General features: G+C 31.6%; 25 protein-coding genes. 3 read left to right on the top strand and 22 right to left on the bottom strand.

What is annotated here, in order from left to right:
• The first annotated feature begins 159 nt into the window (after nucleotides 1–159).
• From LS70_RS08705 to LS70_RS08695, 3 genes are read left to right on the top strand one after another with little or no spacing between them, the layout of a single operon-like run.
• Nucleotides 160–702, top strand: a complete 543-nt coding sequence (locus tag LS70_RS08705; protein WP_026944552.1) for a hypothetical protein — start codon at nucleotides 160–162, stop codon at nucleotides 700–702.
• Complete coding sequence (gene mobP1, locus LS70_RS08700) at nucleotides 703–2079, top strand: MobP1 family relaxase (RefSeq protein WP_034290844.1); 1377 nt, start codon at nucleotides 703–705, stop codon at nucleotides 2077–2079.
• Between the two features lie 19 nt (nucleotides 2080–2098).
• On the top strand, nucleotides 2099–2797 hold the full coding sequence (locus tag LS70_RS08695) for a GNAT family N-acetyltransferase (RefSeq protein ID WP_026944554.1): 699 nt from the start codon (nucleotides 2099–2101) through the stop codon (nucleotides 2795–2797).
• Between the two features lie 63 nt (nucleotides 2798–2860).
• Here LS70_RS08695 and LS70_RS08690 read toward each other — a convergent pair whose 3' ends face one another.
• The 22 genes from LS70_RS08690 to LS70_RS08590 form a co-directional block, all read right to left on the bottom strand.
• Complete coding sequence (locus tag LS70_RS08690; RefSeq protein WP_034290847.1) at nucleotides 2861–8671, bottom strand: SNF2-related protein; 5811 nt, start codon at nucleotides 8669–8671, stop codon at nucleotides 2861–2863.
• A gap of 45 nt (nucleotides 8672–8716) precedes the next feature.
• Complete coding sequence (locus LS70_RS08685) at nucleotides 8717–8986, bottom strand: hypothetical protein (protein WP_026944556.1); 270 nt, start codon at nucleotides 8984–8986, stop codon at nucleotides 8717–8719.
• 1 nt (nucleotide 8987) lies between these two features.
• Nucleotides 8988–9548 carry a hypothetical protein gene (locus LS70_RS08680; RefSeq protein WP_026944557.1) on the bottom strand — a complete coding sequence of 187 codons (561 nt, stop codon included), beginning with the start codon at nucleotides 9546–9548 and terminating at the stop codon, nucleotides 8988–8990.
• An 83-nt stretch (nucleotides 9549–9631) separates the two neighbouring features.
• On the bottom strand, nucleotides 9632–10015 hold the full coding sequence (locus LS70_RS08675; RefSeq protein ID WP_138109425.1) for a YopX family protein: 384 nt from the start codon (nucleotides 10013–10015) through the stop codon (nucleotides 9632–9634).
• Complete coding sequence (locus tag LS70_RS09965; RefSeq protein ID WP_081949698.1) at nucleotides 10009–10992, bottom strand: DUF5131 family protein; 984 nt, start codon at nucleotides 10990–10992, stop codon at nucleotides 10009–10011. The genes LS70_RS08675 and LS70_RS09965 overlap by 7 nt, the downstream gene beginning before the upstream one ends.
• A gap of 141 nt (nucleotides 10993–11133) precedes the next feature.
• Entirely contained in the window at nucleotides 11134–13335 is a 2202-nt protein-coding gene (locus LS70_RS08665; RefSeq protein ID WP_034288008.1) for a DNA topoisomerase 3, read from the bottom strand.
• Between the two features lie 4 nt (nucleotides 13336–13339).
• A complete protein-coding gene (locus LS70_RS08660; protein WP_026944560.1) occupies nucleotides 13340–14020 on the bottom strand; it encodes a hypothetical protein in 681 nt (226 codons plus the stop codon).
• On the bottom strand, nucleotides 14010–14372 hold the full coding sequence (locus tag LS70_RS08655; RefSeq protein ID WP_034288011.1) for a hypothetical protein: 363 nt from the start codon (nucleotides 14370–14372) through the stop codon (nucleotides 14010–14012). Before LS70_RS08655 ends, LS70_RS08660 begins: the two co-directional genes overlap by 11 nt.
• 13 nt (nucleotides 14373–14385) lie before the next feature.
• Nucleotides 14386–14667 carry a hypothetical protein gene (locus LS70_RS08650; RefSeq protein WP_138109424.1) on the bottom strand — a complete coding sequence of 94 codons (282 nt, stop codon included), beginning with the start codon at nucleotides 14665–14667 and terminating at the stop codon, nucleotides 14386–14388.
• Between the two features lie 120 nt (nucleotides 14668–14787).
• Nucleotides 14788–15408 (bottom strand): hypothetical protein, encoded by a 621-nt coding sequence (locus LS70_RS08645; RefSeq protein WP_026944563.1) that lies wholly within the window; start codon nucleotides 15406–15408, stop codon nucleotides 14788–14790.
• 67 nt (nucleotides 15409–15475) lie between these two features.
• Nucleotides 15476–16267, bottom strand: coding sequence for a hypothetical protein (locus LS70_RS08640; RefSeq protein ID WP_026944564.1), 792 nt, complete (start codon nucleotides 16265–16267; stop codon nucleotides 15476–15478).
• Between the two features lie 2 nt (nucleotides 16268–16269).
• Nucleotides 16270–17022 (bottom strand): TrbM/KikA/MpfK family conjugal transfer protein, encoded by a 753-nt coding sequence (locus tag LS70_RS08635; RefSeq protein WP_026944565.1) that lies wholly within the window; start codon nucleotides 17020–17022, stop codon nucleotides 16270–16272.
• A gap of 3 nt (nucleotides 17023–17025) precedes the next feature.
• Nucleotides 17026–17460, bottom strand: a complete 435-nt coding sequence (locus LS70_RS08630; RefSeq protein ID WP_026944566.1) for a cag pathogenicity island Cag12 family protein — start codon at nucleotides 17458–17460, stop codon at nucleotides 17026–17028.
• Nucleotides 17441–19252, bottom strand: coding sequence for a type IV secretory system conjugative DNA transfer family protein (locus tag LS70_RS08625; RefSeq protein ID WP_034287569.1), 1812 nt, complete (start codon nucleotides 19250–19252; stop codon nucleotides 17441–17443). Before LS70_RS08625 ends, LS70_RS08630 begins: the two co-directional genes overlap by 20 nt.
• A complete protein-coding gene (locus LS70_RS08620) occupies nucleotides 19253–19888 on the bottom strand; it encodes a Rha family transcriptional regulator (protein ID WP_081949675.1) in 636 nt (211 codons plus the stop codon). It abuts the gene before it with no gap.
• 10 nt (nucleotides 19889–19898) lie between these two features.
• On the bottom strand, nucleotides 19899–20894 hold the full coding sequence (gene virB11, locus LS70_RS08615) for a P-type DNA transfer ATPase VirB11 (RefSeq protein ID WP_026944568.1): 996 nt from the start codon (nucleotides 20892–20894) through the stop codon (nucleotides 19899–19901).
• Nucleotides 20875–22053, bottom strand: coding sequence for a type IV secretion system protein VirB10 (gene virB10, locus LS70_RS08610; protein ID WP_026944569.1), 1179 nt, complete (start codon nucleotides 22051–22053; stop codon nucleotides 20875–20877). Before virB10 ends, virB11 begins: the two co-directional genes overlap by 20 nt.
• Before the next feature lie 337 nt (nucleotides 22054–22390).
• A complete protein-coding gene (virB9, locus tag LS70_RS08605; protein ID WP_026944570.1) occupies nucleotides 22391–23287 on the bottom strand; it encodes a P-type conjugative transfer protein VirB9 in 897 nt (298 codons plus the stop codon).
• Complete coding sequence (locus tag LS70_RS08600; RefSeq protein WP_026944571.1) at nucleotides 23284–23946, bottom strand: virB8 family protein; 663 nt, start codon at nucleotides 23944–23946, stop codon at nucleotides 23284–23286. The genes virB9 and LS70_RS08600 overlap by 4 nt, the downstream gene beginning before the upstream one ends.
• A complete protein-coding gene (locus tag LS70_RS08595) occupies nucleotides 23943–24140 on the bottom strand; it encodes a hypothetical protein (protein WP_026944572.1) in 198 nt (65 codons plus the stop codon). Before LS70_RS08595 ends, LS70_RS08600 begins: the two co-directional genes overlap by 4 nt.
• Nucleotides 24141–24176: 36 nt before the next feature.
• Nucleotides 24177–24338: a hypothetical protein gene (locus LS70_RS10065; protein WP_162845092.1), complete on the bottom strand. Its 162-nt coding sequence runs from the start codon at nucleotides 24336–24338 to the stop codon at nucleotides 24177–24179.
• Nucleotides 24328–25264: type IV secretion system protein (locus LS70_RS08590; protein WP_138109423.1), on the bottom strand; the 937-nt coding region annotated here is incomplete at its 5' end. The genes LS70_RS10065 and LS70_RS08590, both read right to left, overlap by 11 nt.

The following is a 25264-nucleotide window of genomic DNA, read 5'->3' as shown; positions in this document are numbered from 1 at the left end:
TATCTTATAAAGCTTGATATTGTAAAATTCTCAAAATTCAAATAATCTATGAAATGCAGGATAGGCAAAAACGCCGAAAAGTTATATAAAACTTTTCATCTTATTTTGCCGAATAAACTCTGCGAGGCTCATTTTGATTATTAAAATAAGGATATTTTTATGAAAAAATACTTGCTAACAATTGAAACAGATAATCTTGATTTTTTAAATAAAATTAAGTTGGAAACCAAGTCATCAATCAACAAGATTATCAATTATATCATTAGAGATTATCAAGAAAATAAGGATATTTATGTAAATAATAATTTTAAATTACTTGATAATATACACCAAAATAAGAATGAAAATTTTAGAGAAATAAGAATAAGATTAAGTGATGATGAATTTAATCTATTAAAAGAAACTGCCTCATATAATGGTTTTAGAAGTGTATCCAAAGAAGCAAAATTTAGACTGATAAATTCTTTAAATAAAAACAAATTTTTTGCAAATGCAGAGCTAATTGCATTTATGAAAACTAGGACAGAAATTAATTCCATAGGTAAAAATATTTATCAATTATTAAAGGTTCTTAGAAGTAATAATTTAGTTAAAATCAATGAAGATAATCTTAAAAATACCATTGATAGTGTTAGAGATAAAATAGATATATTGTCTGATACTCTTGGCAAAATTATTGAGGTTAATAACCAAAGAGTTTAAATGTCTCGCCTTAGAATATTTGATGATGAGATAATTGCAAAAAAAGTTTTTACCAAAATAGAAAGTGCTTCAAAGCTTCCATTAAATTATATAAATAAAAATAGAAATAATTATATTAAAAATTCAAAGACAGGTAAGCTTTCTAGTAAAAATATGTTTAGAAAAAATACTGAAGTCGTTGTTAAAGTTACTTCAGGTTCTAAAAATTTTCAAGCACTTTCAAGACATATAAATTATATTTCTCGCAATGGAAATGTTGAATTAATTTCTAATGATTTTGATAGATATGTAGGAGAAGATGAGATCTTAGATGTAAAAAGATTTTTTAGAAATGAAGGTGTTCCTATTCCATCTTATAAAGATGGAGCAAAAGAGAAAAAGCATACTATTAATATGGTTTTTTCTATGAAGGAACATTCTGCTGCTCCAAAAGAAAAATTACAACAAGCGGCAATGACTGCTTTAAAAAGAATGTATCCTGATAATTTTTTTGTAGCTGCTTTTCATGGTGATACAGATAATCCACATTGTCATATCTGTTTAAAAATTGCAAATCAAAATGGCAAAAGAATTAATCTAAGAAAAGCAGATTTAGCAAATCTAAGAATAGAATTTGCTAAAGCATTAAATGAATTAGGTGTTGAAGCAACAGCTACAAATAAAAGACAAAGAGAAGCAGAAAAGAATCAAGAATTATTCATTAAAACAAGTAAAGAAAATCCAACCCATCAAACTCCAAAAATAAAAATGCACTACTACCAAGTCTTAGATTTTGGAAATGCTAATTATCAATTTAGTGCCGATAAAAATGCAAAGAAAAGTTATTATGTGAGCTATAAAACCAAAAAGGGAATTGCTACAATTTGGGGACAAGATTTAGAAAGGGCTGTAAAAGAAAATAAAGTTTTAAGGGGGGAATATGCAAGATTTAAAATAGTAGGACAAGAGGAATATGAGATAAAAAGAAAAGTGAAAATTAAAGGAGAGTGGAGAGAAGCTGCTAAAATTCTAAAAAAACCTATTTGGGATGTTTCTGTTATTGGTAGAGAGAAAGAATTAAAACAAATTCCCAAAAAGATAGATAAACAAAGATATAGAATTATACAAGATAAAGGAGTTAATCGTGAGAGAGATTATACAAAACAATATAGACAGAGAGTCTTACAAGAGCTCGGTAATAAATCAGTTAAAAGAGGAGCTGTTGCCAACAAAGGAAACTCTTTGCGAGTATTGTCCAAAGAGCCTATGGTTTATGACGCAAAACGAACTCAAATGCTTTTGCGCATCAATGCACTCAATCAGTTACAGCAAGGAAACAGAGGACGATCCAATAATAACTTGCGACGGACAGATATTAGGATTAATAGAAATGAATGAAGCCACTAAGGAGTAAAAGTTGAAAGAAGAGCTTTATACTAGCAAATTTTATGTCTCCAAAAAAGGAGATAAAGAAGTATGCTTTAAATTAGGTTTTGAGGTAGAGGCAATTGGAAACAACAAAGAATTTTATTCTGTTGAAATATGGGCAATTATAGATTATCAATATTTAAAAAATGGAGAAAATATTATTCCAAACACTAGCAAAATGAGAAATTCTTGGAAGTTGAAATATGAGTATAATGAGCGGTGGAACTTCCATTCTTCCATAATGATTCATCCTGATTATAGATCTCTTGGCATAGGAACATTTGTAATTAATAAAATGTTAGAAATTGCTTTAAACTATGTTCCAACAGGTAGGCTTGTTGGAAAATTGAGTTTCGTAGATGAAGAAGATGAAGATAACCACAAAAGAAGAGACACATTATATAAAGATTTAGGTTTTATATTTAATGATAATAACACATATTTTAGTATAGATGAAATTAGCAATTTAAAACTAAGGAAAGAGTTTGATTATATTCAAGAGCTTTCTTTTGCTAATGTGTTATGCCAATTAAAAAAAATGCAATATGAAAAAGAAACAAATGATAAACTTATAAAATACTATAGAGATAATTCAATCAAAGCCGATAATGACATTCGCTCAAAAAATAAATTAATATTTTCTCTTTTAATTGTATTAGCTCTGTTGATTATCAATATATTAATTTGAAAGCACAATGAGTTATCCATTTAAATATTATTAAAAGACTCCTCAATACGCTAATTGCAAAAATTAATTTAGTTGCAAATCGTTTTCCTTTGCAATTTCATTGCTCTTATTTAGACTTTCTAAAATACCAGCAGACTTTGGAGTAAAACTGCTTTTATAATCTTTTTGCTTACTCATTTTTTCTATTTCGCTCATTACAGCGCGATTATCTTCTCTTAGGGCTTCCAAATACTCTTTTCTCTTATAAGCGGGAGTATTCTCTCCTGTAACGCTTTTTAATTCTGTAATTTCTGCTTTCAATTTTTGAATTTGTAAATCTTTTGAGGATATGAATTTTTCTAAATTATTATAGAAATTATTAACTTTTGTCATAAATCCCCTAAAGCTCACTTCATTTGCTAAAGACAAAAACTGACTATCTTGCTTATATACTAGATTTTCAGGTTCTACAAATATTTTGCCATCCAAAGTTGAAATATAAAAGCTAAGTGTATCTAGCGATGTTTTCTCTCCACTGATTAACAAGCCTTTATACTCAAGAATTTTATATTCTTTTTGATAGTCTTTAGAAATAGCCTCAATATTCTTATCAAAAATTAATTCTATTTCCTTTTGTTTTCTTTTATTGCTATCGCTATTATCATCTTTGAAAACAATAAAATCCTTAGCAATATTCTCATCGCTTTGAATTTCGTAATATTTTCCTTGAAAATTTTCATTATTATTTAACTCCACGATACCTTTTAAAGTCTTATATATCAATACATTATTTTTTAAATAATCAACCTTAGAGATATTGTTTCTAAGACTCTCTTCATTATTGTGGATTTGTCTCTTATAGCCACTATAAAGCATTTCCTCTTGTCTTAAATCGCTGTTTAATTGCACCTGCAATAAAATAAGCGGATTTCCTGTGGCTTCTGCCTTCATTTCTGCGGCATCAGCTGCACCACTTGTAATATCCTCTAAGGTTCTTACGCTAGACCCAGCTTTTCTAAATTGTTCTATGGAACGAGCTTTACTTTCAATGACTTGCCACATCCTAGCATCATAGGTTCTTTCAGTAGCATATCTAAACTCTTTTACTCTAAAATTTTGTGGATCTCTCATAAAGAGTTCATTGCCTTGTCTGATAACTCTACCGCTTCTTTGTTCTAAATCACTAGGACGCCATGGACAATCTAAATGGTGTAAGGCTACAATTCTTTTTTGCACATTTGTTCCAGCACCCATTTTTTGAGTTGAGCCAATAAGAATTCTAGCTTTCCCCAAGTTCATATCTGCAAAAAGTTGTGCTTTTTGTAAATCTGTTTTTGAATCATGGATAAAACGAATTTCATTTTGAGGAATACCCATAGAAACAAGCTTTTTTAAAATATCGGTATAAACATCAAATTTTGATTGTTCTGCTAAAAGCTCATCTAAACTTTTATTGCTTTCTTCCTCTGTCTGTTCTATGGCTTCATTGATGTTGATAAACTCTTCTTCTTTGTCCTGCTTTGATTTTGGTGTTATTTCGCTATTATCCAAAATAACTTTTTGTGAGTGTTGCTTTGGTGTTGATAAATCACAAAAGATTAATTGTGTGCCTTTGTCATTATTCCAAGCATTATACTCATTATAGACATTCTCAACAAGTTTATTGATTTTAGAATTTGCATAATCATCATAATAGGGATTAATCAATCTAAAATCAAGACCAGCTTTTCTAGCGTCTGTGGTGCAAGCAAGTAAATTATTTCTTGAAATATCTTCTTGTTGATGTTCCATTCTCCAAACAATAGAGCCTTTATTCCACATTCCATTTTCATCTTGAATGCCTATAAATTCTGCTATGGCTTCACTTCGTGGAGCGATTACATTAATAGGTTTGTCATTATATAGCTTTGGCACAAAATTTTTTTGAAATTTCATAATATCAGCATTTGTTACAATATCTGCAACACTCTTATACATGGTGGAAAGTTCAGGAACATTTTTAAATTTATTAAATCTTGCGACTATTTTGTAATTAATTCCAGAGCTATCAAGTTCCCACGCGTTTGTAACTTCTCCAAAAGTTGAAGCCCAAGCGTCAAAGCTTTGTATTCTTTTTTCTTCCAATACATCTGGTTGAATGTATCTTTGCAATGTGTAAAGCTCTGTAATAGAATTACTTATAGGAGTTCCTGTCAGAAAATAAAGTTTTTTGTTTTGCTCATGGATATATTTTGTTTTGCAATAAAGATCATAGGCTTTTTGTGAGCCTTTTAAATTGCCAAGACCACTTATATCACCCATTGAAGTTGTAATGAGTAAATTTTTAAACTCGTGAGCTTCATCAATAATTAAAGCATCAATTCCTAACTCTGAAAAATCTATCGCTTTAGATTTTCTATGCGCTGTTTGTAAATCTTCCAACTTTACTTTAAAATTTTCAATGCGTTTTTCCAAGTCTTTAACAGAATATCGCATAACATTTTCATCATCTTGCTTTTTGTTTAATGTTTCCTCTAAAATACTAATATCCTCCTCATATTGTTTTTTTATTGTTTCATAAGGAGCAGGTATTAATTTAAATTGTGAATGTGTCATAATAATAGCATCATAGTTATTCGTAGCAATTTTTGAAAAAAATTTTTCTCTATTGTCTTTTTTTAAATCATCATTGTTGGCGACTAAAATATTAGCATTTGCATAGGCGTGATAAAACTCATCATTCCATTGTCTTGCCAAGTGATTTGGAACAACAATTAAAGGTTTGTTTAAAAGACCCATTCTTTTTTGCTCCATGACCGAGCAAATTGCTACTAAGGTTTTTCCAGCACCCACTTGATGATCAAAAATAATGCTATTTTCTTGAATTGCTCTGTATATTGCATTTTTTTGGTGTTTTTTGAGCGCGATATTGGCATTGAAGTTTGGAAGGTTTAGATTATCCCCTTTGTATTGTGGCTCTATGTTGGTATTAAATCTTTCGTTGTAGATATTCTCTAAATCTGTGCGCCTATCATAGTCTTTGTAAATCCACTCTATAAACTCATTTTTTAAATTCTCTAATTTAGAATTAGCAATGGCTGTTTCTTTTGGATTTAACTCCCTATATTCTCTGCCTGTCTCATCTTGTTTTTTATCATAAATGCGGATAGGCTTTCTTAATAAGCCGTGCTCAAATAAATCAAAACAGCCTATTCTTTCAGTGGCATATTGTGAGCGGATATAAGGGCTTAAAATGTATCCATTGCCTTTAAGATTCCATTCACCAGTTTTTTCTATCAAGAATAAATCGTAATTATTAGAATCAATTTGCAAGGTTTCCTCTATAAATTCTTTGTAATATTTAATGGGTATCCAAGTAGTTCCCAGGCTTATTGCAATATCAACAGCTTTTAAATCTTTGGGTAAAACCTGCTCCAAACTCTCTAAATTATTAACAAATTCATTGTAGCCGCCTTCCACTATTTTTTTTACTTCCTTGTATTTTGCTTTAACATTTCCAGAAAGATATTTTTCAGCCAATACAAAATCAGTAGGATTTTTATGATTTCTAAAAATCAATTTTTCTTGTTGCAACACATTAAGCGTTTCTGTTAATGGAAGCTCCAAATGAGATTGTAAGAATTGTAAATCAATTCTCCCATGCTCATTAATACTAGCGATAAGTGCTTCTTGAGGAGTGGAGATTTTAATTTCTTTTTGTGCATTTATGGTTCGTTTGAAAAAAATATCCGCTTTTGTTGCACTAGGCTCTAATGGATTAACACCCTCTTTTAACGCAACATTTTTTGAAATACCAGCATTATAATTTTTCTCTAAAGACAAAATTTTATTTGCTTCTACATCTTCTCTGAAAGCTTTTTTATTGGCGTCTCTATTTAAAAAACCCTCTTTAGCAACAAACTCATCATAAAGATTATTTAAAAGCTTTCTTTGGGCTTCTACTAGACTATCATTAAGCTCATTTTTTTCATATTGGATAAGAGTATTAAATTGATCTCTAATCGCGATGAGCTTTTTAATTCTCCTTTTATCGTGTTCGTTTAAAACAGGCTTTGAAAATGTTATTTCATTATCATCGCTCCAAACTTTCATATAAACTTCATTATCATATTCAAAGTAATTGCCATCTTTTAGCTTGTCAATAACTTCGTTATATTTTTGATATTCAGGAGATTCTTTATCAACCTTGTAATAAGAAAATTTGATTTTAGTTTCTTGGTATTGATAAATATCCTTAGGTAAAGTTTGGATAAAGTTTTCTAATGCGACTTTTAAATCTCTACCATCATTTAAGCATTCCAAATCGTATCCATATTGAGAGCTTTTAATATCCATTTTCCCTAGAATGTTTTGAGGATGATTTTTAAAATACTCATTAATATGAAAGTCGCTTAAAATAACAGGTTCTATACCTCTTTTTTCAGCTTCTTCAAAGTGATTATCGTAATATTTTACGCTTTCTAGCCACGCCTTATCTACGCTTAAATCTTTACCTTTTTTAAAAAAGATAATATCTGTTGTAACTTCGGTATTAGCTCGTTTTTTAAAAGCGTTATTTGGCAACCTCACTGCTCCTAAGAATGTTGCTTGTTTTGCTATATATTCTCTAATTAAATTATTCTTAGAATCCAAAAAATAGCTTGATACAACAAAGGCAGCAATACCACCATCTTTTAAATTTTTAATGGAGTTTCCAATAAAATAGTTATGCACACTCGTTTTGTTTAGAGTAGTATCGCTTGGATCTAAAATCTTTTTTTGTCCAAAAGGAGGATTTCCGATAAAAGCGTCATAAGGCTTATGAAATAGATGATGTTGAAAAGCTTTATTGTAGATAGTTTGATTTGGGTGCAAATTTTTCAAGATATTTGAGCTTATAGTATCAAGCTCAATACAGGTAAAATGATATTTATCGCTGTAATTTTTAGCGTAGGATAGAAATGAGCCTATTCCTGCGCTTGGTTCAAAAATTTCTTTTGCGTGATTGTCATTATTAAAACCCAGCTGATTAAGACCTTGATAAATGGTATCAATAATGATTTTTGGAGTGTAGAAAGCGTCTAAAGTTGAAGTTTTTGCATTTTCATATTCTGTGTAGTCAAGTAAGGTAATGAGTTCTTTAAATTCCTGTTCCCACTCTTTATTGTAATGATCAAAAGCTTGTGGGATTCCGCCCCACCCTGAAAATCTATTAAGAATTTCTTGCTCTTCTTTGGTGGCATAGCGATTTTCTTTTTCTATAGTTTTTAAGAGTTTAACAGCCTGAATATTTTTTTGAAATCTATCTTTTAAAGAACCAAGATAGACTTCATCATCACTTATAAAATCTAATTTTTCAGATTTGAAACTTCTTCTTTCAAGTCCATCATTTCTTGTTGTAGTCCCCAATATTGATTGTTGATTGTTTCCTCTTGCGTCTGTTTCTTGTCTTGATTCATCATCTCTTGAAACAAAGGAGAATAAATTTGTGGTTTTACTGCTATGAAATGATTGAGATTGATTTGCGCTTCTGCTAGTATCTCCATATCCGTGATTCCCTGCATTCTCTGCTGCTCCGCTTCCTTGCTCTCTAAAATTTCTAGTTCTATTTCCGCTTGTGGAAGTGCTAGTGTTGTTAGTTCTGACATTCCTAGAGCTTTGATTGTGTTGGGATAAATTTCCGCCCATCTCTCTAATATGATCAGGCTGTATTGTGGAATCTTCTTGTCTATCCAAAGTTGATGTATCTGATGAAATGCCACTTCGTTTAAAGCCATTTTCAATCTCTCCATATTTGGATAATTCTCTATTCTGTTGCTCATTTTGTTCTCCTGTAAATTCTAATTCTATAAAGTCAAATAAATTCCGACCACCATAACGCTTTTCGTCTTCAAGTTGCTTTTTTGTTTTTCGCATTTGTATCCTTGTAGTTTTGTTTTTTGCAAGGATATTTTAGCATTATTATTCACCGACATTTAGAACCCTAGCTTCTTTCAAAATTAACTTTCTTATGTAGGAGCTGCTCTCGCTGCTCAAATCTAATTCCATTAATTTTTTTAAAATGTCGTGTTCTTTTTGATTCAGTCTGCACACTATTATATGTTCTCTCCTTAATTCTTTATCAATAATTTTTCGCCCAGAAGACTTTTTTTTGTCTGCCTTTCCATAAGTCTTTTGCGAAGTTGGTTCAGAGTTTAGTGCTTCAGCAATTGTAAAGGGTTTTTTCTCCATATTATTTCTCCTCTGTAATGAAATTTAAAAGCTTTTGGTATTCATTGAAAAAATTTGTGTAGCTCAATCTTGAAAGATTGTTTTCATTATAGAGTTCTGTAAAAGAAGCTCCGCTACTCATTGAATTTTCAATAATTTTTGAAAACTTAAAAAAGAAAAGATTTAAGTCTGTAAAGTTGCTCTCAAGCGTTTCGCAGATTTGATTTTTTTCTTTTTCATCTCTGTAATCTGTTACTAGAATGCAAACTTTAGCATTATTACCTATTTCATTTAAGGTTTCTAATGTCCTAAGTAAAGAATTATAATTGCTAGTGCAAGGAACAATAATGCAATCACTATCTTTGACAATTTCTAATATTCCCTTTTCCACAAAACCACCAAAATCATAAACGCAATTATCTATTTTTTTTGGAGTCGGTAAGATTTTTGCCTTTTGGGGATAAATCTTTTCTATAATGGAATTATCGTTGCTTTGGAGGAAGTATCCTAAATCTTTAGCAATTGAAAAAGCAAAAGGAGTTTTACCAACGCCGCCCTTTTTGTTGATAACAGATATAATCATCGCAGAATCCTTTTTTATGTTAATTAATAGTAACTATTATATATTATTAGTTATTAATATATATTAAAATTAATTTTAATTAGCTAATGTTGCTCTGTTTCGTGGATGTTGCCAATAACCTCACAAGATTCTGTATTAATCCAAGAAAAATCTTCATCATCATCTTCGTTTTCTATATTTATAACGATAAACTTTCTTTCAGAATCTAGCGCAACTCTAACTTTATCCCCATTTTTTGTTATAAGAATATCTCCCTCAAAAATCTTTTTATTATTTTCATCAACTTTTCCTGTGCAAAGCTCAATTTCACAATCTTGTAACTCTTCTTCACTTAGTCTTGATTTAGCCTCATTCCCAACAATAAAATGAAATTTCCTAGCAGGACAATCTGCATTATTACAATTACAATACTCGCCTTTTTCATTAGGCTTTGGCACGATTCTAAACTCAAAATCTTTTACTAACATCTTGGAAACTCCTTTGTATTGTAGATATTCTCTATAAAGCTATTACTATGAGATTCTAAGGGGGAAGCAATAAAGTGATTACCTTTTTGCTTAAAAAAGAATGCACAATCATAATCTTTGCATTGCTCATACAAATCTATTACCCATTCTTCTTTTGTTGCTCTTGCTCTATTGCCACTCTCTCCCCCTACAATAACCCAATCAAGACAAGTAGAATCATTGTCTTTTTTAAGATATTTAGTAAGATTTACATTCTCTAGCATAGGCTCAACACTTACAAAGACTTTACACCCTGTAATCTCTTTTATTTTTAATAAATCTGGGATTCTTAAATCTGCCATTTCTTGATTTTCTGCTGTTACTCCAAGCCAAATGTGCTTTTTTAAATCTTCATAAACGCTGTCGTTAAAATAATCTGGTGGAATTTTTGATTTCAAAAATTTAGTAAAATACTCTAGCATTCTATTTGGACGCTTAGTAAGAACTTGAAAGGTTAAATCTTGTCTTTTTTCCATATACCAAAATGCTTCGTCTATGTATAAAAACTCTATTTTTTCGTGAAATAAATCACTCATAGAGCATACAAAGATTTTGCTACCGCTTTTATATTTCTTTTTGTCTAGGATTTTCTTTAAAAATAATTCGTGAAATATAACTTCGTCCCAACCAAACCAATACATAGGCAAGAAGAAAGCATCGTGTGGATGGTTATCTACTATAATAGTATTATCTATAGAATACATTATATTTCCTGTGCAAATTACAGTTCCCCACCCCCAATAATCCTTTAATGTAAATTTATTCTTCAAATCTAATCCACAATGCTGACAACGCATTTTGGCTGTCTTTGCTTTTGCGATTCCTTGTAAGCGTTTAGTCATAGCCTTAGCATAGCAATTCTGACAAGCAGGGCTTATTTGTGTGCAACCCGATATAAAATTCCAAGTATAATCTGTCCATTCAATTTTTGTTTTCAATGTGATTTTTCTCCAATCTTGTTAATTAATAATAACTATTATATACTATTAATTATTAATGTATATTAAAAATTAATTTAAATAACTATAATATATTATTAATTATTATTAGTTATTAATAATATATTAAATTAATTTTAATTAACTTATATTTGGTTTCCCACCTTTATCAAAGCAGCGATAATCGCAGCCATTTTTCCACTCGTTACAACTCCATAAAATATAGGGTTTTCCTGCTTTAGAAATTCCCTCTTTTCTAATCAAAAATCCTTTTTGACATTTAGGGCATTGGTATTCGCTCGTTTGTGGGCTAGATTCTTTTTTGGGATTTAAATTTGGCTTACCTTTGTTGTCTTGATAGGTTGCTTTACACCCAGCGTTATACTCGCTACAACCCCAAAAATCTCCATATTTCCCCTTTCGTTTTGTTAGAAAGCCTTTATTGCATTGCGGGCATTGGATTTTTGGTTTATCCCCATTTTCCATTATTTTAAAACTTTCATTGCTACTAATTCTTTGAATCTCATTAATAACTTCTTTTGTAACTTCGTCTAAAAATTGTTTTCTGTTCAGCTCTAATGTTTCTATCATCTTTTGTTGTTCAAACCATAAAGCTGTCATATCAGGTGTAGTAAGTGATTTTGGAGAAAGCGAAATTAAATCTCTCCCTTTCTTTGTAGATTTAACAACTTGTTTTTTATCTTGGCTAACCTCTATATATCCTCTATCAATTAAAGTTTTAATATGATTAGACCTTGTAGCAGGTGTGCCTATTCCTCCACTTTCTCCTTTTTTGTCTTTGTCTTTTTCCATAAGCAGTTTTTTAATTCTCTCATCGCTCACATATTTAGCAACACTATTTAAATCTTTTAATAAGGTTGTCATCGTATAGTAAGGGCGTGGCTTTGTTTGTCTTTTTTCAATTTGCACAAGAGAACATTTTGCATTATCTCCATTTTTTAGTGCCGATAAATCACAATCATTATTTTCCGATTCGCCTTCCTCTTCTGTATCTATATTTTTCCACAAGCTCCTAAAACCACTTTTTGTGGTTCTATTTTGTGTAGTTGTAAAAATTCTTTGATTTATCTCTAAATCAATGGTTGTTGTTTGGTATTCTCTAGGATTAAAAAATTGAATGATGAATCTTTTTGCAATTAAGTCATAAACGATTAGCTCATCTTTGGTTAATTGCGATGAAATTTTGTTTTGAGTAGGAATAATTCCATAGTGCGCGGAAATATTAGAATCATTAAAAGCTTTGCCTTTTATTTTTACATCGCTCCCAGCGATCAAAGCTTCAATCTCATCATTATTTAAATTTTCTTTTATGGAGCTTAGAATCTTTGGAGCTTCTTCAAACATTGTTTCAGGCAGATACTGACAATCAGAGCGATTGTAAGTAATGGCTTTATGCTTTTCTCTTAAATCTTGTGTGATTTTCAAGGTTTTATCAGGGCTAAATCCAAAAATTTTCGCACATTCTGCTTGTAAGACAAGTAAGTTATAAGGCAATGGTGGATATTCTTTTTTGTTTTCTATTTTTAAATTGATTTTTGCATTTTGACTTTCACAAGCATTTTTAATATCTTTTGCGATATTCTCATCCAAGATTTTTTCTTCTGTTTTCAATCGCGCTTTGAAGATATTGTTATTAATTTCAAAATCACCAATCAAAGAGAAATAATCTATACTTTTAAAGCCTTCAAATTCTTTATCCCTAGCAACTACTAGCCCCAAAATAGGTGTTTGCACTCTGCCAACACTAAGAGAGTTTTTATCCGTATATCCATTTTGTCGGGCTTGTATTGTATAAGCTCGTGTGAGATTAAAACCCACAATCCAATCTGCTTGACTTCTTGCAAAGCCTCTCTCGCTCATTCCTTTAAAATCGGTATTTGGCTTAATTTTAGCTATCTCTTCTTTAACTGCTTTTGGCGTTAAATCATTGATTAAAACCCTAAATACAGGCTTAGAGGTTTTAGAATACATAATAATTTCATCAACTAAAATTTGTCCCTCATCATCAGCATCACCACAATTTACAATGGAATCTATTGTATTGCTATTTATGAAATCGCAAATAATTTTAAGCTGCTCTTTACTATCCTTTTTAGGAAGATATTTAAATTCCTTAATGGGAAAGGGCAAATCTTCAAGCTTCCATAGTTTGTATTTTTCATCATATTCTTCAGGTTTAGCAAGTTCCAATATATGACCAAAAGCCCAAGTAACAATATCATTACCCTTTTGAATATATCCTTTTCCGCTCTTATAGCTTCCCTCTAATCCTTCCGCAATCGCTCTGCCCAATTCAGGCTTTTCTGCAATGAATAATCTCATTTTTCTACCTTTCTAAATTTTTATTAACATTGTTAATTTGTTTTTCTGTTTGTTTTTCTTTAAATTCTTTTAGTTTGTCTTTAAAATGATTAGTGGATTTATTTTCTTGTTGTGTAGTGCTATTGTTGGTGTGATTTGTTAAAGTTTGATTAGTTTCTTTGTTGTTGTCTTGTTGGAGTTTTTCTGTAAATGAAGGGGGAAGAATCGCCCCATTTTGTGCGTAAGCCTTAAGGGCTTCATACTTATAAAGCTCTTGACCTTCTTTGCTTAAATTTTGGAGCGATATTCTTTCTTGAGGATTGATTCTCCATATTTGGCTATCATTGAATCCATAAAGGTATCCACTCTTTTCGCCCAATCTTCTACTTCCCTCGCCCAAGCTTCTGCTTCGTCTGCTTCTCTCTTGGATAATTCCTCTAACTCGTCTAGCGAATAAATCGGAACATTCTCGTAATGCGCTTGTTTGAGTATCGGTTCTTGTAGTTGCATTGTGTATTGCATTATTTATTTCCTTACTATAATCTATACTTGCAAAAGGTATTTTAGCATTTGGTTCTGTGATATAAAATAAATTAGGATTGTTTTTATCCTGTTCTATTTTAAAGCCTGTTTCTTTTTCTATTAGTTCAATCTCTTTGTGAATTTTTATTGTTAGAGATAAAATAGTGTCAAATTTAGATTCCATTATTATACCCTAAATCATTATCATCTTTTTTACCCATCATTGAAGCTTGATTTGAAGTTCTTTTATTAATATTGATTCTATTTTTTTTCGTATCAAAAGAGATACTATCTTGCGCACCTATTCCAAGCTCTTTATGAAAATTTCTCGCAAGAAGAAAAATCAAATCTTCTTTACTTAGCTCTTTATCTATTTTAATCGTGGCTATTTTTCTATTTTTGGAGTTTGTCAAATTATAAAAATTGTTATGGAATACTGCTTGATTCTTATTATCATCAAAGCCTAGATAGAATTGATTATCTTTATTTAACTCGCCTACCAACGCATTAGATTTATAGATTTTGATATTATTCATAAGGGTTTCCTTTTTAAAACAAGCTAGGTTCTCTAGCAATAAGACTTTGATTCTCTGGATTCCAAATCCAATTTTCACCCTCTCTAAAATAGTCAAATTCTCTAGGAGTTTTTGGATAGAGAGTAAAATTGACTTTTTTATCTTGTATGGATTTTTCAAAGATAAAATCTTTGATTGCATGAAGTATCTCACTTTGTGTAAGAGGCAGATAACTATAAGTTTCTATTTCGCCATTGATAGCAACTAATTCTCGTTTATTGTCAGTATAGGTAGTATATGAGCAAGAAAAAGTCATTTTGCATTCCTTTTATATTAATTTATAATTACTATTAGTTAATAATATTAACTATAAATAATTATTATTAATTTATATTAAATAATAGTAACTAATAATATACGCCCAAAAGGGCGCACATTATCTTTCAAATCCCTTATCTTGCTTCTTTTCAGGCTCTTTGATTTCTTGAGTTTGCTGCATTTGCTGTTCTTGCTTTTGTGCTTTCATTTCGGCTTCATTGACAACTTTAATTCCGTCATTTGAGATGACTGCTATAAATTCATTGCCTCTTTCTTTTAGCTCTTGTTTGAGCTCTTCATTGTAAAGTCTTACATTAGTTTCTAAATAATGGCTTTTAGAGCCATCTTGATTTTGGCGTTCTGTAATGCCTACACCCTCAATTAATTCTTTTGCAGATTCTCGCTTTTGATTGATTGTATAGTAAAAGTAGCCTTTCTCATTTGTGTTAGAGTTTATATAAATAAAATCATCTCTATTTTGCGAGTTTGTGGGTTTTAGCACAATATTATGAGTTTTTTCATCTCTATTTACAAAAAAGTTTTTCCACTCATTATTGACTTTTGCAGAAAAGAGAACAGAACCATGCTCCATTGCGGCAACTTGTCCTGCTTCTTTAATAACATCAATCAAGGCTGTATCCACTTTTCTTTGCTGAATATCACCTTCCTTGCTTCTGTAATTTAGTGCATTGTTAGTATCAATAACAATTTTATCATTAACCAATCGTCCGAATGCCATTTTTATCTCCTTTATTAGAATTTTTGTTTTTTTGTTTTTTTGCGAATTTGATATATAATTATTTTGTTCATTCACCTCCTTGTAGTGTGATTTGAATACTATTTTTATTCTCATTAAAAATAGTTTTTTTGTTTTTTGCGAAGCTTAAGGTGAGGCTTTTATCATCTTTATTAACAGAGATAGTAGCCAAACCTTGAGTGATTGCAGCCACCCTCCCTTTTAACTTGTTATATTCTAAATGCTTTGCATATGTAAGAGATAATAAAACCCCAAAAATAACACCCAAGCTAATAGAAGCAACACTAAAAAATACAAGAAACCATTTGGTATTTTTTGTCATTTTTGTAAAGATTTCCGAAAATATATTAAGCTTTTGTTTTCCGTCTGCAACAAAGCCATCAAGAAATTCTTGATAGATTTGTGCATTGTGAGAAAGCTTATATTCTACAATTTCACAAAAGCTATTAATTTGTTGGTTGTAATTTTTGAGCTTTTCATCTAAGGATATTTTTTGGATTTCATTAGCAAATTTGGCAAGATCCTCCATAGTCTTTTTGATAGAGGCTGTTTTATGAAAAATCTCTTTTTCTTCATCGCTAGGAGGATTTTTAAAATAAGCGACAAGAGCCAAATGGATACTATTTAATTCCGAAAAACTCTCCTCCAAATCTTTAAAAATACCATCCTCTGTATTGCTATGCGAGTTTTGCTTCCCAACATGGATTTTTCCATTGATTGTTTGCATGGTGTTTGTAAATCTTTCTAACAACTCATTAAAGTTAATTATTTCTTGTGTGCTGTTGTTTTCCTCATTTACAATTTCATAAAGACTATTTTCATTAGAATTATTTTCATTCATTATTACTTCTCATTAACCCAGCAATTTTTTGAAATCATTGATTTTTGATAATATCCAATATCTACTCTGTAGTATTGATTCCCTACTTGTTTTCTTTGGTTTTGAGGTAATTGCGTATATTCATATCTACTAATTTGGGCTAATTTCTCACCCTGTTCTTTTTGTGATAATGGTAGAGCACTATAAACATCTTGTGAGACTTCTTTTAATTCATAGCCTCTTTGCCACTCATTTTTTTCGTAAAATTTAGTATCACAAGTATATTTTAGATTGTAATCAGTATAACTTGATGTAGATAGTAATTTGCAAGAATTTGTCAATTCAGGATTTACTCTAAATCCATATACATTGACATCCCTACATTGAATGCCGCTACCATCCCCATCATTTGTGCATACTTTATCCACCCTAATAACTTTATTCTCAATTCTATTATTAAGGGAGGTAACTGAGCATTCACCATCCAAATTAGCCAAAATTTCATTTTTGTATTTATACATTTCAGGATCGCTTGAAGCAACAACAGGACATAAATCCAAAAAACTTTTTCGTTTGGCAACGACTTGCGACCATTTTTTCGCATTAATGCTAAAATATCTTGTTAAAGCTGCGCTACACTCTGCAGGTTGCACAGGTGAAGCTAAACAAAGCATTGCTTCACAAGCTAATCTAGTATCTCCAGATAATAGCTCCAACTCTATTGCATTAGCGGATACAACACCAAAAATTAAAGTAGATAAAAGAACCTTTTTCATTTTTCATTCTCCTGTATTAGTTTTGTTAAAAAATAGAATATTTACTACATTGAGTTTTTCTTCATAGGGATTGATAGGCTGTAATTCAATAGGGATAATGACTTGATTTTTAATAAAATACTCTTTGTAGTCTTTAATTAAATCTTCTCTCCCTATTAGAATCATCTTACTAGCATTGTGCGCCAAAAGAAAAGTTTTTGTTACAAGCTCATTTTGGATAAAATCATCTCTCGTTGAATTTTTTTCAACCGTGATTTGATAAGTCCAATTTTGTGAGCTTAAAAAATCATCTTTTGGGACGAAGTTATACTGCCTTTCCAAAATAGAATTATTAATGGATAATGCAGAACCACTATCTAATTGTTTTGGTTTTGGCGCAGAACACCCTATAACCATTAACGAAGCCATAATGGCTAAACTAAGCGACATTTTCTTCATTGTCTTCTCCTATAATTTGAATTTTAACTTTGCATTCTCCTTGTAAGATTGCATTTTCTAGTTGCTCTCTTGTTGGTATTTTTTTGATTGCTGCTAAGCTTTTTGAAATCGCTTTAAATTTATCCATAAAATAAGAATCGGAATAATAGAAAGCTTTATTGCATAAAATAGGTTTGCCACTATCAATTGTGATAAGCTCATTTTCAAATGACATTTCTCGTAATTCTTGCGGTAGCATTAAAGCCCTACTTGCTTCACTAATGCTTCTTGAGCCGCCCCCATTACCGCCTGAATTTATGCTTCTTGAGCTTGTCTTAAAAGTCGTGTTACCTAGAATCTTAGAAATAGCTTCCGCGTCTTCTTGCTCTCTTGGAGCATAGAAAATTTGACAAGCATGATTTGTTAGTAATGTTTTAGCTCCCTCTTTGCCATAGCCTAAAGGTGGCTGCGTTTCTAGCTGCGATAAAGATTGATAGATTGTTAATAATCTTAGATTGTATCCAGCAATGAAACTTACAGAGGTTTGCAAGATTTGAATTCTTCCGGGTGCTGTAAATTCGTCCATTAAAAGCAAACAAGAATATTTCAAATCTTTATTCTTTTGTGGTAATTCTTTGGTATTTAACAAAATAAGTTGCGACCAAAAAATATTTAAAATAAATTGTGCATTTGCTAATTGATCAGGAGTAATGCCAATGTAGATTGTCATTTTCTTTTTGCGCAAATCTCTTAAATCAAAATCGCTTGTTTCTGTGCTTAATTTCAATGTTTCGCTTTCAAAGGGAACAAGAGGCGCATTAAAAGAACTCATTACGCCTGATTTTGTAGCATCAGAGCTAATGTTAAAATAGGTTTCTAAGCGTCTTTTTGTGGCGTCATCTAAAACTTCACAATGCACTAAAAAGTTATAGGTATCATCAAAGCCTTGTATTGCTTGATTTTCATTTTTAATAGATAGCCCTTTTGAAAGCTGTAAAATATTATAAAAATTAAACTCTCCTATTTTTATTTCAAAAGCTCTTTGGAAGTCTTTTCCAATATTGCTTAATTGCAAATCACGCCACATATAGCATAATCCGACAAATAAGTTTTGCGCTAATCCATTAAAGAATTTGGAAGTTGAATCCCCATCGAGCGGATAAAGAATGTTAGCTAAGTCCATTAATTGACTATCGCAATGCTCCTTATCACTCATATCAATATAAGTCAGCGGATTATAACGATGAGTTTGTCTTGAAAATGGATTAAAGAGATAGACTTCTTGCCCTAAAACTTCTTTTCTGTATTTGCTTGTGTAGTCAAAACATTCTTGTTTAATATCTTGCACGACTGCGCTTTCTACCCATTCTAGTAGGTTTGGTATAACAATACCTACACCTTTACCGCTTCTTGTAGGAGCTCCTAACGCTACAAATTGCTGACCCCCAAATCTTAAAAATTTACCTTTATATTTTCCGATGATAATGCCCTTATCATTAAATAACTTCATCTGCTTAATCTCGTTATTATTGGCAAATCTAGCTTCACCAAATTGCGATTTTTTGGTTTTTAGAGATAACACCAAAGCGGTAAAAGCAATCAAGCAAATTCCAAATGTAACACCTAAAGAAAGCCATATTTTTGGGTAACCATTACTAATTGCTTGAAAAGTGAAATTAATGTTGTAAATTTCAAGAGCTTTGACTATTTTTACTTTATTCAAAAAGAAAAAAATAATCGGTGTTAGTAAGTAAGTGAGAATAAAACTTGTTATAACAAGAAAAATAATTTGAATATTTCTTTTATTTTGCATCTATCGCTCCAAGTCTTGATTTTTAATAGTTTTATTTGCACTAAAATTTTGCATTTTTTCTTGAAAAAATGCTTTATTTTTACTTGCCATTGGGTCTTTTGGTTTGCCGCCGACTTCATAATAATGAGAAAAAATGATTTGATTATTTTGATTTCTATCTTTAAGCGTAATATCAACACTAAAATCTTCTTGTGGAAGTTTTTTATAAAGCTCACTCATTATTTCTGTAAGATATTTGTTGGGGCTATGTATTTCTTGGGTAATAACTTGTTCCATTTTATTAAAAGCATTAATAAATGAAACTTTCCATATATCAGCTTTCTTGCCTGTAAGCCCCATTGCTATAAAAGAAAAACCATCACGAGTGAGTTTATAGCAAGGCAAGACCCTGCCCGTGCTATCTTTATACTCACTGAGCCGAAAATTCGGCTCAGTAAAATCTTGAATTTCTTTATTCTTTAATTTTTCATTGACTAAATCTAAAATATGCGTATGCCTTTTTTCAAATACCCTTGCTATATCCAAACTCGTGCAAAATATTTGGTTATTTTGAGTAGTAAATTCCACCTCTTTATCGTTTATATTTACAAGGTTTGCATTTGTTGCTTTTTTATCTTGTGTTTTAATTTGCCACATAAATATTTCCTTATTTGGTGTTTTCTATTTCTTTGAAATAGATTCCATTAATGCGTCTTTTTCCATGATGTGCGTGGATATGCACAACAATATCTATTAAATCTTTAAGGGTTTTTTGGATGATTTCAAAAGGCACACATTGTCCTTGTGGATTCTGCAAAGTCATTAAAGCAAGTCGCGTAAATGTTTCTTCAGGGCTTCCTGCGTGGCAGCTTGTAATGCTGCCTCCATGACCACTTGCTAAAACATTGATAAAATCATAAGTTTCAGCACCCCTAAGCTCTGCTAATAAAATCCTATCAGGCTTCATTCTTAAACAAGATTTTAAAAGCGTTGCAGAATTTAGAAAATCTGTGCTTTTTGCTTCGGAAGGATAGAATAATTGCACGAAGTTTTTGTGTTCATAGAATTTAATCTCCTCAACATCCTCAATGGTAATAATCCTATCTTCAAGGCTTATAAAATCAATCAAAGTTTTCATAAAGGTAGTTTTTCCACTACCTGTTTCACCAGCAATAATGATGTTCTTGCCAAATCCAACAGCCTTAGAAATAAAACTTTGATAATCTTTTGCTTCATAAAGCTTGATTAATTCCTTATCGCTTGGTTTAATTTCATTAGTATTGGGATTTAAATCTTCAAAAAGACCACTTTTAACATGATCTTCCATTTTAAAGCGAGTTTTACTCGGCTTTCTAATGGTAATAGAAATGTGTTCATTTTTTGTAGCAGGAGGAATGACAATTTGCATACGCTCTCCGCCTACTAAAATACAGCTAAGAATCGGGCGTGCTACATCAATCTTATCTTTTTTAAAAGCAGCCGCCGCAGTTGCAAAATGGCTTGCTCTCTCAAAGTCAAGTTCAGTAGTTACAGATTGCCAAAATCCTTTGGAGTTTTGTATCCAAATTTTATCATCCCCATTGTAGCAGATTTCATTAATGCTATCGTCTTTTAAAAATTCCCCAAAATATTGTTGCGTATATTTATCTAATGTGATTGACATTCTTTTTCCTTGTGAGCTTATAAACTTTTGAAAAATCAATATCTTTATTGACATAAACGCCAACCAAATCACCATGATTTTTGTAAAGTGTGGGTTTAATATCAATCATTTTTTCTAAAGCAGTATTGGCAATTTCATTAATATTATCCCTTGTGTTTTGACTATAATTGTAATAGTTGTTGCCATTGCCATTGTTTTTGCTTAATTGATCGGCTAAAATAGCCATTCCATCATCAATCATTGAAAGCAAAATCGCAGAACCAAAGCGTTTAAGATAGTGATGATCTACCCAGCCGGGCATACCACTAGCTCCTAGCTCATCAGTAGCACCCGAATACACAGGAATAATAATGTTATTAGGCGTTCTAATTTCCTGCCAAATTACAAAAAGCCTATCCATTCCATCATCAATTTGACCCGCATTAAATGTTCCTGTAATCGTGCTACCTTTTTCAATTAAAAGTGTGTTTCCATTTGCAGAATAAACATCGTTTGAAACAATACAAGCAATTCCGCCTTTAATAGAGCTTACAAGTTTTGTTTTTAAGGCGCAGCCTATATAAGTGCCTTTAGGAAGGAGTAAGTTTTGATCAAATTCACTCAATTTTGCAATGGTTGGTGTAAAAACTTCTCCTACAAAATCTCCCCCACCTTGTAAGCTATTAGGATTTTGTAAAGCACCAGCACCATTTTGTCCAAACTCAAACACCGTATTTGGTTTTTCTCCGAATTCTCCCCCAGCTCCAGCTCCAACGCCACCCCCAAAATTCCCATTGCTAGATGAAGCAACAACAGTGATTCCAGCACCTTTGATAATTCTAGGTTTTGGTGGTTTTGGTTCAAAAATTGGCACTTCTTGCTGTTTGGGTTCTTGCGCGATGAGTTCGTCAAATGTTTTTTGTGGAGCAGGTGGGACAAATTCTTTTTGTTTTACGCTTTGCGCTAAATCTTTATTGTCTTCTTTTGGTGTTTCTTCAACGCCATCATTCCTGCTTAAAAAAGAATTTAAGAAATAAACCATTAATACAATGAGCAATAAACCACCAATGGCGAAAATACCATAGCCTTGTATTTTCTTAAGGTGATCTTTTTGGCTATTTAATTCTGTTGTATGATTTTCAAAATCATTGTTTAAAGCGTCTTGTTCTTTATCGTGCATATTCTCTATTTCCTTATCATTTTTGTGCTATAATTCTCTTGATCCATTCGGTAAATGGATAAAAAGGTTTTACAGAGCCTTACAAGTTGATTAAGCTCGGTTCTCTTTTGGGGAGCTGAGCTTTTTTTTTGGCTATTTAGTTGGGTATGCGGGCGGAATTCAACTTGTAAGGAGTCCATAATGGATTCAAACCTATTCATTGCAGTTATTGCAGTGCTAGTCACGCTTTTTAGAGAAGAAATAAGAGAAATCTTATTTAAATCTAAAAAGTAAATAACTGCCTTCTGTAAAACTCTGCTGCAAGGATTTACCGCCCTTGTGGCAGTTTTTATTCTTATCATTTTCCACCCTTTTTATTAACTTCCCGCTGAACATTTTCATTAGAAGTTTCCCTTGTTTTGCGTAATGGATTCTTTGCGTATCCCTTATTAAAAATTCCAACAACCTTATCCCCGCTTCTTAGGAGAATTTGTTTAGCAGTTTTTTGAATCACTAAAACATCATAATTGCCATCTTTTTTGATATGCGTATTTAAGATACTTTCTTTGCCATTTTCATACATAAAAACTGCAGGGAATGTTTTAGTGTTATCAAATCCAAGATAAGTAAAAACACCATCATCATAGGCAAAATTTGGGCTTATATCCTCACTTCCTTTATTGACTTTCATATAAAAATCCCAATTTCTAGGAATGGTATTTTTATTTAAATCAGTTCGGATATTTTCTTGCTCTTGTGCTTCTAAAAATTCCTTAGCAGCCTCATAATCTTTTTGCGGATATGAAAAGCTAAGTTTGTAAGTGGTGTTGCTGTTTTTGGTAACAAGCTTTAAATCAAACACATAAGCATTTAAATTTGTAATTACAATTAAGTTAGTTTTCCAATCACTCGGATTAGGATCTAGCACAAATTCTTGCGAAGATTGACTTTCTCCCATATTGTTTTCGTCTTGTTGGACAAGCTGTGTTTTATAAGCTTTAGGCTTGATGAATAAAAGATTGTCTTTTTCTATTAAATCCCAACCCTCCGCAAAACCTGTGGCGGTATTAATGATTCTCTCATCAATACCAAATTCCAACACACTTACATATCCATTTTTAGCATTTACTTGAAAGACATCATTAGCATTATAGACTGCATAAGTGATTCTTTTATCGTATATGGAAGCTTTTGGAATATTTAAAGCCCATACAAAACTGCTTAAAAATAGGCTAATTAGAATTATTTTTTTCATCTTTCTACCTCGTCATCAACTCTATATGTTAAAACTTTAAAACCAAGAGGATTTAAAATCCTGTTTTCCTCACTAGCTTTTGCTAAGATATAGTCATAACTTAATGTAATGACTTTTGTTGCGTGTGCTGTTCCTCTTGTATTGAGATTCTTTGTAGTAATGATTGCTCTAATGGTTGAAGTTTTAACACCATTGCTTTCCCCCAAAACAATGCTTAAAATTTGCACACTCACTTCATTAGAATTTTTTAGGATTTGATCTCTTGCGTTATCTCCTTCATACCAAGCCCTGTATTCATTCGCAACCTTTTCAGAGCTCATTAATTGAGTGAGCAAATAATCTTGATTCAAAAGCTCATAGTAATATCCCTCTCTAGCCTTAATATAAGTCCCAATAAAATATTTATCTAAAGCTTCATTTTTTGTAATTTCTTTCTCATCAAGTATGGTTAAAATATCAACCATTCCTGTAGTGTTATCTACCCTTATCACATAAGGTTCAATAGTTTTTAAAGGGGTGAGCAAAACAACAGCAACAATAGAAAGAATCGCTATAAAAATAGAGATAAAAGCAATAAGCCACGCTCTTTTGTTGCTTTTTTCAATCAAATATCTAAAACTTGCTTCATAATCTAAAGCAGTATTAAAATCGTTTCTCATCGCTCTTTTCCTTGATCAATGGATTTATCAATAGCTTTTTCTTTCTTTTTGAAAAAGCTATTAAACTTATCCATAAAGTGAGATTGTTTTTTGTCCTCTTTTGCTAACTCTTCTTGCTCCTCTTGTTTAATCTTGTCTTCTAGGCTAATCCAGCCTTGTTTTTCAAGTTCTTTGCCCAAATCATCTTTTGACATATTTATCCTTTCTGTATTAAACTAATAACTCTAATATTATTTAGATTCATTAGATTCCTTTGTAGCTTGATTAAAATCCGTATTAATAGGTATCCAATCTTTTTGACTATTAAAAAGCTCATCATATTTGCCTTGATGAGTGCTACAAGCACTCAAGAAAACACCAAAAATAAAAAGAAAAATAAAATTACGCTTCATTTCTCATCCTCTCATACATTCTTTTTGCGCCACTATATGCAGCCCGACCACCAGCTTTAGTTCCAGCCCAAGCTCCTCTACCAGCTGCTTTAGTTCCAGCCCACGCAGCTTTACCTCCATATTTTGCAGCCTTACCAGCAGCCCATCCCGCAGGTTTTGCAGCTAATTGACCAATAGGATTTAAAGCTCCACCTATTGCACCGCCCATTGCGCCATCCATTGATACATTTGCAACCTTTTCAGCAAAAGCTTTTGCGCCTAAAATCATAATAACCAAAATCAAAGAGGAGATTACATAGAAAATACCTGTTGCTAGCACTTCATTTCCAGATCGTGTTTTGCTTGTTAATAAAGTAGCCCAGCTATTAATCTCATCCATAAAGGTTTGCAAAAATAAACCAACCAGCAAAATTACTAAAGTATTAGAAAGCAAAAGACCAATCCATTGTGTAAAAACATTCTTTGTGGATTTAAAAATTAAAAGCCAAAACACAATAGGAGCAGAAATTACAAGCATTGTTTGGGTGAAGGTTGTAACGACTAAAATCGCTAATGTAGGAACTGCGGCGACTAAAAATCCGATATAGCAAAGCAACATAGCAACAATTGCCATAAAAGAATCTTTTAAGCCGCTTGATTTAGCCCAAATTGTATTTGTCATTTTTATAGTATTTGCAAACATAATATCTAAGTTTGCATACATTTGTGTGCCACCACCTGCCCATTCATAGACTCCATCCATTGCAGAAATTGCTAAATCTAACCAACCTCCAAGATTTAATGCAAAAGTAATCGCTAGGAGTTTTCCTGCTATATCCCAAGTAAGCTCTCTAATAGGGCTTTGGCTTCTACCTGCTAAGACTTCAAAACCCTTATACATAATTACAAGCGTGATAATAATGGAGAATAAAACGCTAAGCTCAGCC

Source organism: Helicobacter sp. MIT 11-5569 (assembly GCF_000765695.2).
Classification (GTDB): domain Bacteria; phylum Campylobacterota; class Campylobacteria; order Campylobacterales; family Helicobacteraceae; genus Helicobacter_D.
Note: the sequence above shows the minus strand (reverse complement) of the source record. Positions and strands in the feature narration are given on the sequence as shown.